Genomic DNA, 12527 nt, shown 5'->3' on the forward strand with positions numbered 1-12527 from the left:
CTCATGCCGTCTTCTCCTCAGCCCAGCGCCGCACGTGCGGCAGATCGTCGTCCAGCCAGTACGCGCTCTCCTCGGGGTCCCGGGAGTCGGTGACGACCAGGATCTCCTCGAACTTCGCGCCGGTGCCCCGGAAACCCAGGTGCGGCTCCACCGCCCACAGGCCGGGCTGGGGCGGGTGGTCGGAGAAGTGGTACGGGCTCCACAGCGGGGACCAGCCCTCGCGGTGGCCGCGCAGGGCATCGGAGGCCAGCCCCTTCAGGGCCTGGGTGCCGAACCCGAACGCGGTCGGCGCCCAGCTCCGCTCCTTGACCCGGTCTATCTTGTGCGCGATGACGCCGAAGGGGTAGGCCCGGTGCCGGTTCGTGTACCCCTGGTGGATCATCAGCCGCTCCACCTCCTCGTAGATGTCGCGCAGGGAGCGGCGCTCGCGCACCTGGTCGAGGATGAGCGTGCGGTGCGCCTGCAGATCGGACATGAGCCGGTCCTGCACCGGGTTGAGGCCGAGGCTGCCCGAGTACCCGATGTCCGCGGTGTGGCCCTTGTAGACGGGGGCCATGTCGAGGATGAACGGCATCCCCGGCTCCAGGGCCCGGTTCGTCGGGAAGAACTGCAGGGGGATCTTGAAGCCGGTGAAGGCGGTCCGGTCCCCGAACCACGCGAACGGCATGTGGAACCAGTCCCGCACACCGCGCTCGCGCAGCCAATCGCGCTGCATCCGCGCGGCCTCGCGCTCGGTCACGCCGGGGCGCAGCTGCGCCGCGACGGCCTCGGCGCACTCGTAGGAGAGGCGCTGCACCTCCTGGAACCCGCGCAGCTCGGCGGAGAGTTCCGTGGTGCGTCGCTTCGTGCGTTGCCTGGTGTCCCCAGCCATGCCAGCCGTCCGTCCATATAGCCGTACGCGCCCGTAACTTGACACTGATGAATGTGACAATGACCGGAGATCACGTCAAGGCCCGTGCACGGACCTGTGGACAAAGTTGTCCGGTACGCATCAGCCCTACGTCAGCCTTATGTCGGGGTCCGTAGTCCTGAAGGCGGAGAAAGGATCGAGCTCCAGGTCTGACGATCCGGGCTCCGTACGCCACTAACGTCGTTCACGTGACTGTCATCGCGACCGAAAGCCTGAGCAAGCGGTACCCCCGAGTGACCGCCCTCGACCGGCTCTCCTTGGACATCGGACCCGGAGTTACCGGGCTCGTTGGCGCCAACGGAGCCGGCAAGTCCACGCTGATCAAGATTCTGCTGGGACTCTCCCCCGCCACCGAGGGCACCGCCGCCGTGCTCGGACTCGACGTAGCCACCCATGGCAGCGCGATCCGCGAGCGCGTCGGCTACATGCCCGAACACGACTGCCTGCCCCCCGACGTCTCGGCCACCGAGTTCGTCGTGCACATGGCGCGCATGTCCGGGCTCCCGCCGACCGCCGCCCGTGAGCGCACCGCGGACACCCTGCGCCACGTGGGGCTGTACGAGGAGCGCTACCGCCCCATCGGCGGCTACTCCACGGGCATGAAGCAGCGCGTCAAACTCGCCCAGGCGCTGGTCCACGACCCGCAGCTGGTGCTCCTCGACGAGCCGACCAACGGCCTCGACCCGGTCGGCCGCGACGAGATGCTGGGCCTGATCCGCCGCGTCTACACCGACTTCGGCATCTCGGTCCTGGTCACCTCGCACCTGCTCGGCGAGCTGGAGCGGACCTGCGACCACGTCGTGGTCGTCGACGGCGGCAAACTGCTGCGCTCCAGCTCCACCAGCGACTTCACCCAGACCACCACGACCCTCGCGGTCGAGGTCACCGACTCCGACGCCCACCCGGACGGCACCGCCGCCCTGCGCAAGGCGCTCACCGAGGCGGGACTGACGCTCCACGCGGGAGAGGAAGAGGGCCTGCCCGGAGCCGGCCACATCCTCCTCGTCGAGGCCACCGGCGAGGCCACGTACGACGTCGTCCGCGACACGGTCGCCGATCTCGGCATCGGCCTGGTCCGCATGGAACAGCGCCGCCACCACATCGCGGAGGTCTTCCGCGACAGCGACGCGGCGGCCGCCCGTGCCGAGCAGTTCGCAGCCCAGTCCGCCCAGGCCGCCGCCTGGGCCGCCACCCAGCAGAAGGGAGCCGGTTCCGATGGCGCCTGACACCTCGACCCAGATCCACAACATCGGCTACCGGTCCTACGACGGCCCCCGGCTCGGCCGCTCCTACGCCCGCAAGTCGCTGTTCGCACAGTCCCTGCGCGGCGCCTACGGACTCGGCCGCTCGGCCAAGTCCAAGGTGCTGCCGATGCTGCTCTTCGCGGTGATGTGCGTCCCCGCGCTGATCCTCGTCGCGGTCGCCATCACGGTGCCCGGCTCCACGGCGCTGCCGATCAAGTACACGACGTACGCGATGACCACCCAGGTGATCGTCTACCTCTACCTGGCCTCCCAGGCACCGCAGTCCGTCTCGAGGGACCTGCGCTTCAAGACGGTGCCGCTCTACTTCTCGCGGCCCATCGAGCGCGTCGACTACGTCCTGGCCAAGTTCGCGGCCATGGCCTCGGCCCTGTTCATCCTCACGGCCACCCCGCTGCTGATCATGTGGATCGGCTCGCTCCTGGCGAAGTTCGACTTCGCCGACCAGACCAAGGGATTCGGGCAGGCACTGGTGTCGGTACTGCTGCTGTCGCTGCTCTTCTCCGGCCTCGGCCTGGTCATGGCCGCGCTCACCCCGCGCCGCGGCTTCGGCGTCGCCGCCATCATCGCCGTGCTCCTGATCCCCTACGGCGCCGTGTCCGCCGTCCAAGCCATCGCTTATGAGACCGGCTCGACCGGCGGCATCGAGTGGCTGGGCCTGTTCTCCCCGATGAGTCTCATCGACGGCCTGCAGACCGCCTTCCTCGGCGCCGACTCCGGCTTCCCCGGCAGCGAGGGCCCCTCGGGCGCCGTCGGCTTCGTCTACCTGCTCGTCATCCTCGGCCTCATCGCCGGCTCCTACGCCGCCCTGATGGCCCGCTACCGGAAGGCCGGGCTGTGAGCATCATCGACATCGACCACACCTCCCGCTGGTTCGGGAACGTCGTCGCCGTCAACGACGTGACCATGCGCATCGGTCCCGGAGTCACCGGCCTGCTCGGCCCCAACGGCGCCGGCAAGTCCACCCTCATCAACATGATGGGCGGCTTCCTCGCCCCCTCCACGGGCACCGTCACCCTCGACGGCACCCCGATCTGGCAGAACGAGCAGGTCTACAAGCAGATCGGCGTCGTGCCCGAGCGCGAGGCCATGTACGACTTCCTCACCGGCAAGGAGTTCGTCGTCGCCAACGCCGAACTGCACGGTCTCGACGAAGCGGCCGCCCAGCGGGCCCTGGCCACGGTCGAGATGGAGTACGCCCAGGACCGCAAGATCTCCACGTACTCCAAGGGCATGCGCCAGCGCGTGAAGATGGCCTCCGCCCTGGTCCACGACCCGTCCGTGCTGCTGCTCGACGAGCCGTTCAACGGCATGGACCCGCGCCAGCGCATGCAGCTCATGGAGCTGCTGCGGCGGATGGGCGACGACGGCCGCACGGTGCTCTTCTCCTCGCACATCCTGGAGGAGGTCGAACAGCTCGCCTCCCACATCGAGGTGGTCGTCGCCGGCCGGCACGCGGCCTCCGGAGACTTCCGCAAGATCCGCCGCCTGATGACGGACCGACCGCACCGCTACCTCGTCCGCTCCTCCGACGACCGGGCCCTCGCCGCGGCCCTGATCGCCGACCCGTCCACCGCCGGGATCGAGGTCGACCTCAAGGAAGGCGCCTTGCGCATCCAGGCCGTCGACTTCGGGCGCTTCACCGAGCTGCTGCCGCGGGTCGCCCGCGAGCACGGCATCCGGCTGCTGACGGTCTCGCCTTCCGACGAGTCCCTCGAGTCGGTCTTCTCCTACCTCGTCGCGGCCTGAAGGAGCTGGCACCCATGTACAACCCCACCGTTGCCCGGCTCACCTACCGGGCCCTGCTCGGCCGCCGGCGCGCACTGATCCTCTGTGTGCTGCCCGTCCTGCTGATCGCCATCTCCATCGCGGTCCGTGCCTTCACCGGTCTCGACGACAAGGTCGCCGCCGATCTCCTCGGCGGCTTCGCCCTGGCCACGATGGTCCCGCTGATCGGCGTCATCGCCGGCACCGGTGCCATCGGCCCGGAGATCGACGACGGCTCGATCGTCTACCTGCTCTCGAAGCCGGTGAAGCGCCCGACGATCATCATGACGAAGCTGACCGTCGCGATCGCCGTCACCATGGTCTTCTCCGCGATCCCCACCCTGATCGCCGGCTTCATCCTCAACGGCAACGGCCAGCAGATCGCCGTCGCATACACCGTGGCCGCCCTCGTCGCCTCGGTCGCCTACAGCGCCCTGTTCCTGCTGCTGGGCACCGTCAGCCGGCACGCGGTCGTCTTCGGCCTGGTCTACGCCCTGATCTGGGAGTCGCTCTTCGGCAGCCTCGTCGACGGAGCCAAGACCCTCAGCGTCCAGCAGTGGTCGCTGGCCCTCGCGCAGAAGGTCGCGGGCGAGGGGTACGTGGACGCCACCGTCGGGCTGCCCACTGCGGTGATCCTGCTCGTCGCGGTCACCGTCGGCGCCACCTTCTACGCCGGACAGAAGCTCCGCAGCCTGAAGCTGGCGGGCGAGGAGTAGGACGTCCGCACCGGCGCCCACGGGGGCGCCGGCAGCGGATGTTTCACGTGAAACAGTGCCCCGCCCGGCCCACCGGCCAGGCGGGGCACAGCTTTGCGCGAGATCATCAAGCCATGATCGAGCACACCGAGCCCGAGCCGTCCAGGCCGGTACGGTCCTGGATACGCTCCGCGCCCGGCACCCACATCTGGCTGCTGATCATCGTGGTCACCAGCATCGTGGTCGTGATCGTGCCCGACCATCTCGAACACGTTCTGCTCCACCGCAACAGCAGCAACATCCACGAGCTCGCCCGGCACCCGATACGGGCGCTGCTCAGCAGCGCGTTCTGGATCGAGGACCCGGCCTCGCTCCCGCTCTACTTCGTCCTCTTCGAGATCTTCCAGGCCAACGTCGAACGCTGGCTCGGCACCCTGCGCTGGCTCTTCATCATCGCGACCGGACACATCACGGCCACGCTGATCAGCCAGAAGCTGGTCCTCATGGCCATCCAGGACAACCGCGCCGCACGCAGCATGGTCCACGTCGTCGACATCGGCGTCAGCTACGGGCTCGCGAGCGCCGTCGGGGTGCTGACGTACCGCCTGCCCGGCCCCTGGCGCTGGCTCTACCTGGCCGGCTCCGTGGCCTTCTTCGGGCTCCCGCTCGTCTCCGGCGGCACCTTCACCGACTTCGGCCACGCCATCGCACTGGCCGTCGGCCTCCTCGCCTGGCCGCTGACCCGGCACCCGAACCCGAGCCGGATCCACGGCTGACGCACGGAAATTCACTGGTACGAGGCGTGCGGCGGGGGCAGAGTGAGCCGTGCGGGGAGCAACAAGAAGGTCCGGAACAGCCACTTCGAGCGCGCCTGTCGGCGCGGGCCGTTCCGGACCTTCCGTTCGTCTTCCGCTCTGTTATGCGGCGCCCAGCAGACGCTCCAGGACCACGGCGATGCCGTCCTCCTCGTTGGAGGTGGTGACCTCGTCCGCCACCGCCTTGAGCTCCGGGTGCGCGTTGGCCATGGCCACTCCGTGCGCGGCCCAGCCGAACATCGGGATGTCGTTGGGCATGTCGCCGAAGGCGATCGTCTCGGCCGCCTTCACCCCCAGCCGGCGTGCGGCCAGCGAGAGGCCGGTGGCCTTGCTCAGTCCCAGCGGCAGTATTTCCACGACGCCCGGACCGGCCATGACGATGCCGACCAGGCTGCCCACGGTCTCCCGGGCCACCTGGACGAGGGCGTCCTCGTCCAGCCCGGGGTGCTGGATGTACAGCTTGTTCAGCGGAGCCGACCAGACCTCGGCGGTGTCCTCCAGGTAGAGCGCGGGAAGGCCCCCCTGGACCTGGTAGCCGGGGCCGAAGAGCACCTCGCCCTCGACTCCGTCCCGGCTGGCTGCGATCGCCAGCGGACCCACCTCGGCCTCGAGCTTCTCCAGCGCCAGCGCGGCCAGCTTCCGGTCGAGCGTGACCGAGGTCAGCAACCGGTGCGCACCCGCGTCGTAGACCTGCGCGCCCTGCCCGCAGACCGCGATGCCCTTGTAGCCGAGGTCGTCGAGGACGTGCCGGGTCCACGGCACGGCGCGGCCGGTGACGATGATGTGCGCTGCGCCCGCCGAGGTGGCCGCGAGGAGCGCCTCACGGGTGCGTTCCGAGACGGTGTCGTCGCCGCGCAGCAGCGTCCCGTCGAGGTCGGTCGCGACGAGCTTGTACGGGAACGGGGCCGTGCTCACTTGGTGATCGGCTCCAGGATTTCCCGACCGCCCAGGTAGGGCCGGAGCACCGGGGGCACCCGGACCGTGCCGTCGGCCTGCTGGTGGTTCTCCAGGATCGCGACGATCGTGCGCGGGACCGCGCACAGCGTTCCGTTCAGGGTGGACAGCGGGGCGGTCTTCTTGCCGTCGCGGTAGCGGATCGACAGGCGGCGGGCCTGGAAGCCGTCACAGTTCGAGGCGGAGGTCAGCTCGCGGTACTTGCCCTGAGTGGGGATCCACGCCTCGCAGTCGAACTTGCGGGAGGCGGAGGCGCCCAGGTCGCCGGTGGCGACGTCGATCACCTGGAACGGCAGCTCCAGGCTGGTCAGCCACTGCTTCTCCCAGTCCAGGAGACGCTGGTGCTCGGCCTCGGCCTCCTCCGGCGCGACGTACGAGAACATCTCGACCTTGTCGAACTGGTGGACGCGGAAGATGCCGCGGGTGTCCTTGCCGTACGTGCCGGCCTCGCGGCGGAAGCACGGGGAGAAGCCGGCGTAGCGCAGCGGCAGCTTGTCCGCGTCGATGATCTCGTCCATGTGGTACGCGGCGAGCGGGACCTCGGAGGTGCCGACCAGGTAGAGGTCGTCGCCCTCCAGGTGGTACACGTTCTCCGCGGCCTGGCCGAGGAAGCCGGTGCCCTCCATGGCGCGCGGGCGGACCAGTGCCGGGGTGAGCATCGGGGTGAAGCCGGCCTCGGTGGCCTGTGCGATGGCCGCGTTGACGAGGGCGAGCTCCAGCAGGGCGCCGATGCCGGTGAGGTAGTAGAAGCGCGAGCCGGACACCTTGGCGCCGCGCTCGACGTCGATGGCGCCCAGGGACTCGCCGAGCTCGAGGTGGTCCTTGGGCTCGAAGCCCTCGGCGCCGAAGTCGCGGATGGTGCCGTGCGTCTCGAGGACGACGAAGTCCTCCTCGCCGCCGACGGGCACGTCCGTGTGGACGACGTTGCCGAGCCGCAGGAGCAGCTGCTTGGCGGCGTTGTCCGCCTCGTTCTGCTCGGCCTCGGCCGCCTTCACGTCCTGCTTGAGCAGATCGGCCTTCTTCAGCAGCTCTGCCCGCTCCTCCGGAGAGGCCTTGGGGATGAGCTTGCCGAGCGACCTCTGCTCGTTGCGGAGTTCGTCGAATCGCATGCCTGAGGACCTGCGGCGCTCGTCTGCGGAGAGCAGTGCGTCGACGAGGGCGACGTCCTCTCCACGGGCGCGCTGCGAGGCGCGGACACGGTCAGGGTCTTCACGGAGCAGCCGGAGGTCAATCACCCCTCCAGGCTACCGGGCCGGGCTTCCGGGGAGCGCACCGATATCACGCTGCGTGTCGCTTTGTCCTAATTGCCGCGAATGGAAAACTTCCGGCGGGAGACTGGAAGCGACCCTTCCGCGGGGGCCGATAAAACCGGCCCCATTCCCCGAAAAGGGGCAGGGTGGCAGTGATCGGGCAGCCTCTGAGCAGGAGGGGAGAGGCTTCCTTGTCCACAGGAATTCCCCAGCCGACCGGCTTATCCACAGGCTGTGTGCCGCATCTGTGGACACAGGAATAGATCAATCTCGACTGTGGAGCACGCGGGCCCAATCAGGGTTCAAACCACCCTCACACACTCATTCGGGTGGGAATGACTCGCCCCAAAGAGTTGATCGGTGATACGGGGGTGACACCGTTCACCTCCCGCTCGTCAGCGCGAAACCTGCGCCACCCGACCGATTTGTCGACCTTGTCGTGCTGCTCTGTCGACTTGTCCCCAGGTCTGCACCGATCCCTGTGGATAACTCTGTGGACAGTGGACAGAGCGTTAGGGGCGCCCGTCGAGGCAACGTGTCAGCCAGTCCGAGGCCGCCGTGAAGTCGCCGTCCGAGGTGCCGGCCCGGGAGGCCTGGACGTCACCCTGAGCGACACCGGCGCGCGGGTAGGAGCCGAGGAACCGGATCTGGGGGCAGGTGCGCTTGAGGCCCATGAGCGCCTCGCCGACCCGGCGGTCGGAGATGTGCCCTTCGGCGTCGACGGCGAAGCAGTAGTTGCCGATCCCCGCGCCCGTGGGCCGGGACTGGATCAGCATCAGGTTCACCCCGCGGACGGCGAACTCCTGGAGCAGCTCCAGCAGCGCACCGGGGCGGTCGTCGCCCATCCACAGCACGACGGAGGTCTTGTCGGCGCCGGTCGGCGCGGCCGGCCGGGCAGGCCGCCCGACCAGTACGAAGCGGGTCTCCGCGTTCTGCGCGTCGTGGATCTCGGTGACCAGCGGGACCAGCCCGTAGGTGGCGGCCGCGAACTCCCCCGCGAAGGCGGCGTCGAAGCGGCCCTCCTGGACCAGCCGGGCACCGTCGGCGTTGGACGCCGCCGACTCCCACAGGGCGTCGGGCAGGTTCGACCGCAGCCAGTTGCGCACCTGAGGCTGGGCGACCGGGTGCCCGGTGACGGTCTTGACGTCCGACAGCTCGGTCCCGGGCCGCACGAGCAGCGCGAACGCGATGGGGAGCAGCACTTCGCGGTAGATCATGAGCGGTGCGCCGGCAGCCAGCTCGTCCAGGGTCGAGGTGACCCCGCCCTCCACCGAGTTCTCGATCGGGACCAAGGCCGCCGCGGCCTCGCCGTTGCGCACGGCGTCCAGAGCGGCCGGGACCGAAACCATCGGGACGAGCTCCCGGGTCGCGGCTTCGGGGAGGGTGCGAAGGGCGGCTTCGGTGAACGTGCCTTCGGGACCGAGATAGGTGAAGCGGGTGGCCGACATGCGATCAGCCTAATGCCGGAGCCCGGACGCCACCTGGGCTGTTCACCCTTCGAGCAGCCGCTGACCCACGTACTCCCCGGCGCGCGCGCCGGGCGGCACCGCGTACAGGCCGCTCGACTCGTGCCGGATGAACGCCGACAGGGCGTCGCCACGGTCGAGCTTGCGCTGGACGGGGACGAAACCGCGGGACGGGTCGGCCTGCCAGCAGATGAAGAGCAGCCCCGCGTCGGGGGTCCCGTCGGCGGCGATCCCGTCGTGGAAGGAGAAGGGACGTCGGAGCATGGCCGCCCCGCCGTTCTGCGCGGGTGCGGAGATACGGGCGTGCGCGTTGGAGGGGATGACCGGCTTTCCGTCGGCGCCGATCTTGTCGAGGGCCATCGCGGTGGTCTCGCCGCCTCCGGTCAGCGGGGCGCCGGTGGCCTTCGTACGGCCGATGACCTGCTCCTGCTGGGCGAGTGACTGCTGGTCCCAGGAGTCGAGCAGCATCCGGATGCGGCGTACGACGGCGTACGAGCCCCCGACCATCCAGGCGTGCTCCGGGGGCACGGTGCCCTGGACGAAGACCCGTCGGTCGAAGTCGGCTTCGGTGGGCTTCGGGTTGTTGGTGCCGTCGACCTGACCCATGAGGTTGCGGGCCGTCATGGGGGAGGCGGTGGCGCCGGGAGAGCGGTTGAAGCCGTTCATCTGCCACCGCGGCCGGGCCGCCTCTCCGGCGTCCTTCTGCAGGGCGCGCAGCGCGTGGAAGGCGACCAGCGCGTCGTCGGAACCGATCTGTACCCAAAGGTCGCCGTTGCTGCGCTGGGCATCGAGCCGGTCGCCGGAGAAGTCCGGCAGCGGGTCGAGGGCGGCGGGGCGGCGCGCGGTGAGGCCGGTGCGCTCGAAGAAGGAGTGGCCGAAGCCGAAGGTCACCGTGAGGGAGGAGGGGCCGGAGCCGAGGGCGATGCCGGTGTCGGCGACCGGCGCGGTCTCGCCCGCCGTCAGCCGCCGTGCGGTATCGGACCAGCGCCGCATCAGGGCAGCGGCCTCGGTACGCCCGGCACCGGGCGCCAGGTCGAAGGCGAGGACGTGCCCCTTGGCCTGGAGGGGCGTGGTGATGCCGGCCTGGTGATCCCCGTGGAAGGCCACACGGGTGGCACCGAGGCTGCCGGGAGCGCCGCCGGGGCCGGCAGTCCCGGGCCCGGACACCTCGGACGCTACGAGGGCCCCGCCGGCGGCGCCGAGCGCGAGCCCGGCGGCGCCCGCGGCGCCGACCGTGCCCAGCAGGCGGCGCCGGGAGATCTCGATACCGGGGAGTTCCGTGGCGCTCTCGGTGCTCGCAGTGGTTTCGGTGGGTGCGCTGTTCTGGGTCACGCTGGTCAGCCGATCTTCACGTTCTTCTGGACGGTCGTCTGGTCGATGTCGGAGGTGCGGACGGTCACGTCGATCCGCCAGTCGCCGGTCAGCGGAAGCTGGACGCCCGATGCGGTCCAGTGCCCGGGAGCGGCGCGCTCGGGGAGGACCGGAAGCGGGCCGATCTCCTTGGCCTCCAAGGTGAACGCCACCTTGAGCTCGGGCAGGTCCACCGGCTTGCCGTCGGGGGTCTCGGCCCACACGTGGAGCGTGTTCGCACCGACGCGGCCCGGATCCAGCTGGAGCCGGACCGAGCCCTTGCCGTTCTGACCGCCGGTGTCGAAGGGCAGCGTCACCTTGACCGCGCGGTCGGGAACGGCGGTGGCGGTGGAGCCGCGCCCGGCCTCCAGCTCGGCGGCACGGCCGGGCTCGGTGCTGGTGAGGATGGTGGTGACGGCCAGCAGGACCACGGCGACGCCCGCCTCGGCCAGGACGGACCTCCGCAGACCCGCGCGGTCCGGATCGGCGTCGCGAGCCTGCTTCTCCCGCGCGGTGCGCCGGGCGGCGTTCTGGCGGGCGAGCTGTGCGGCACGGCGGGGGTCGGAGGCGACGGTGCCGGACGTGTCGGCACCGGACATGTCGGCGCCGGCGGCGGAGGGGCTGACGGTCACGGGCGATGTTTCACGTGAAACATCGGAGGCGCGTTCGCCCTCTCCCTCCTCCCCGGCCTTGCCCTCGGCATCAGCCTCGCCCTGGCCCCCGGCCAGCCGCGAGGTCCACTTCCGGGAGGTGTAGGCGATGGCGACGACGACGGCGACGAGGCCGATCTTGACGAGCAGCAGCCGCCCGTAATCGGTCCCGGTCAGCGCGGACCAACTGCCCACCTGACGCCAGGACTGGTAGGCGCCGGTGCCGGCCAGGACGAGAACGCTGGCGAAGGCGACGGTGGAGAAGCGCCGGATCGCCGTGCGCTCGATCCCCGGGACCTTGTGGAGCGCGACGAGCAGTGCGGTGAGTCCGCCGAGCCACGTGGCGACGGCCAGCAGGTGCAGGATGTCGACGGGCATGGCGAGGGCGGGCTGGATGCCGGTGGAGGCGTGCTCGGACAGTGCCCAGGTGGCGGCGATACCACCGGCGACGACGGTCCCGCCGATGCCGAGCCCGAAGACGAGGTCGCTCTCCCCCTTGGCGTCCTCTTCGGAGACCTCGGAGGTGTCGGGGCCTTCCGAGCCGTTCGAGCCCTCAGAGCCGTTCGCCGCGTGGCGCCGGGCATAGGAGCCGAACAGGACGGTGATGAACAGTGCGGCGGCGCCGAGGAGAAGCAGCCGCGAGACGAGCGAGGCCCCGGACTTGGTCTCCAGGACGGCCTTGAGCCCAGCGAGGTCGAAGGCATCGGAGAAGTTCCCCGACCCGGTGTACGGGTTGCGGAGCAGCAGCATCACCAGGGTGGCCATGGTGAGCGCGACCCAGGCCCGTACGACCAGCTTCTGCATCGGCCGCTGCGCGGCGCCCCGGCGCCAGCACAGGAGGATGAAGGCGGCGGCGCCGACGAGCACGGCGAACCCGGCGTAGGCCACGTAGCGCGCGATGCCGTAGGCGACGGCGACGGGCCCGTCGCCCGCCGTCCGCGAGGGCAGGGAGACGGCGGTCTCGGAGGGGGCTCCGATGGAGAAGGTGAAGGCGCCGGCGATCGGGTGGCTGTCCGCGGATATGGCCTGCCAGGCGACGGTGTAGGTGCCGTCCGGCTGCCCCGGGCGCAGGGCGGTGCCGTAGCGGATGATGCTCCCGCTGCAGAGGTCGCGCAGTTCGCCGGTGTCGACGCGCTTGCCCCGGGGATCCAGGACGCGGATGGAGTCGCCGTTCATGGCGACCCCCTCCGAGAAGGAGAGGGTGATCTGGGCGGGCGCCGTGGCGACCACCGCCCCGTCCGTGGGGTCGCTCGCGGTCAGCGCGGCGTGTGCCGAGGCCGGCGCGGCAGCGGCGAAGAAGGCTGCCAGCAGAGCGGCGAGGACCAGCGTGAGCCGCGGCAGGAGTGCCGTGGCACGGACGCGGGCCGTGGATGGGGTCGGGGCGGTGGCCGTCATGGCGTGTCAGTCC

At 70.3% G+C, this 12527-nt stretch carries 11 protein-coding genes; 5 read left to right on the top strand and 6 right to left on the bottom strand.

The window, feature by feature from the left end:
• Position 1: 1 nt before the first annotated feature.
• Positions 2-871 (bottom strand): M24 family metallopeptidase, encoded by an 870-nt coding sequence (locus ACFWBW_RS05595; protein ID WP_385368648.1) that lies wholly within the window; start codon positions 869-871, stop codon positions 2-4.
• A 227-nt stretch (positions 872-1098) separates the two neighbouring features.
• Here ACFWBW_RS05595 and ACFWBW_RS05600 point away from each other — a divergent pair, with 227 nt between their 5' ends.
• From ACFWBW_RS05600 to ACFWBW_RS05620, 5 genes are all read left to right on the top strand, one after another.
• Positions 1099-2136, top strand: a complete 1038-nt coding sequence (locus ACFWBW_RS05600; RefSeq protein ID WP_385368650.1) for an ABC transporter ATP-binding protein — start codon at positions 1099-1101, stop codon at positions 2134-2136.
• Positions 2126-3013: an ABC transporter permease gene (locus tag ACFWBW_RS05605; protein WP_385368652.1), complete on the top strand. Its 888-nt coding sequence runs from the start codon at positions 2126-2128 to the stop codon at positions 3011-3013. The genes ACFWBW_RS05600 and ACFWBW_RS05605 overlap by 11 nt, the downstream gene beginning before the upstream one ends.
• Complete coding sequence (locus ACFWBW_RS05610) at positions 3010-3921, top strand: ABC transporter ATP-binding protein (RefSeq protein ID WP_385368654.1); 912 nt, start codon at positions 3010-3012, stop codon at positions 3919-3921. The genes ACFWBW_RS05605 and ACFWBW_RS05610 overlap by 4 nt, the downstream gene beginning before the upstream one ends.
• A 14-nt stretch (positions 3922-3935) precedes the next feature.
• Complete coding sequence (locus ACFWBW_RS05615) at positions 3936-4655, top strand: ABC transporter permease (protein WP_385368656.1); 720 nt, start codon at positions 3936-3938, stop codon at positions 4653-4655.
• Positions 4656-4768: 113 nt separating this feature from the next.
• A complete protein-coding gene (locus tag ACFWBW_RS05620; RefSeq protein ID WP_385368658.1) occupies positions 4769-5410 on the top strand; it encodes a rhomboid-like protein in 642 nt (213 codons plus the stop codon).
• Positions 5411-5551: 141 nt separating this feature from the next.
• On the opposite strand, the gene ACFWBW_RS05625 is transcribed toward ACFWBW_RS05620, so the two are convergent.
• The 5 genes from ACFWBW_RS05625 to ACFWBW_RS05645 form a co-directional block, all read right to left on the bottom strand.
• Positions 5552-6364, bottom strand: coding sequence for an HAD family hydrolase (locus tag ACFWBW_RS05625; RefSeq protein WP_385368660.1), 813 nt, complete (start codon positions 6362-6364; stop codon positions 5552-5554).
• Positions 6361-7638, bottom strand: a complete 1278-nt coding sequence (serS, locus tag ACFWBW_RS05630) for a serine--tRNA ligase (protein ID WP_385368661.1) — start codon at positions 7636-7638, stop codon at positions 6361-6363. The genes ACFWBW_RS05625 and serS overlap by 4 nt, the downstream gene beginning before the upstream one ends.
• 527 nt (positions 7639-8165) lie before the next feature.
• Positions 8166-9101, bottom strand: coding sequence for a prephenate dehydratase (gene pheA, locus ACFWBW_RS05635; RefSeq protein ID WP_385368663.1), 936 nt, complete (start codon positions 9099-9101; stop codon positions 8166-8168).
• 42 nt (positions 9102-9143) lie between these two features.
• Positions 9144-10385 (bottom strand): iron uptake transporter deferrochelatase/peroxidase subunit, encoded by a 1242-nt coding sequence (efeB, locus tag ACFWBW_RS05640; RefSeq protein WP_385368751.1) that lies wholly within the window; start codon positions 10383-10385, stop codon positions 9144-9146.
• Positions 10386-10456: 71 nt separating this feature from the next.
• The gene (locus ACFWBW_RS05645) at positions 10457-12514 is read right to left on the bottom strand and encodes a copper resistance CopC/CopD family protein (protein WP_385368665.1); all 2058 of its coding nucleotides are present in this window, start codon (positions 12512-12514) and stop codon (positions 10457-10459) included.
• Positions 12515-12527: the final 13 nt, after the last annotated feature.

Origin of the sequence: Streptomyces sp. NPDC059957 (genome assembly GCF_042730015.1) — a bacterium.
Taxonomy (GTDB): Bacteria; Actinomycetota; Actinomycetes; order Streptomycetales; family Streptomycetaceae; genus Streptomyces.

What these genes read in the sequence shown, in the direction of transcription:
- ACFWBW_RS05595 (WP_385368648.1), bottom strand. Translation starts at nt 871, where the DNA reads ATGGCTGGGGACACCAGGCAACGCACGAAGCGACGCACCACGGAACTC.
- pheA (WP_385368663.1), bottom strand. Translation starts at nt 9,101, where the DNA reads ATGTCGGCCACCCGCTTCACCTATCTCGGTCCCGAAGGCACGTTCACC.
- ACFWBW_RS05620 (WP_385368658.1), top strand. Translation starts at nt 4,769, where the DNA reads ATGATCGAGCACACCGAGCCCGAGCCGTCCAGGCCGGTACGGTCCTGG.
- ACFWBW_RS05645 (WP_385368665.1), bottom strand. Translation starts at nt 12,514, where the DNA reads ATGACGGCCACCGCCCCGACCCCATCCACGGCCCGCGTCCGTGCCACG.
- ACFWBW_RS05615 (WP_385368656.1), top strand. Translation starts at nt 3,936, where the DNA reads ATGTACAACCCCACCGTTGCCCGGCTCACCTACCGGGCCCTGCTCGGC.
- ACFWBW_RS05605 (WP_385368652.1), top strand. Translation starts at nt 2,126, where the DNA reads ATGGCGCCTGACACCTCGACCCAGATCCACAACATCGGCTACCGGTCC.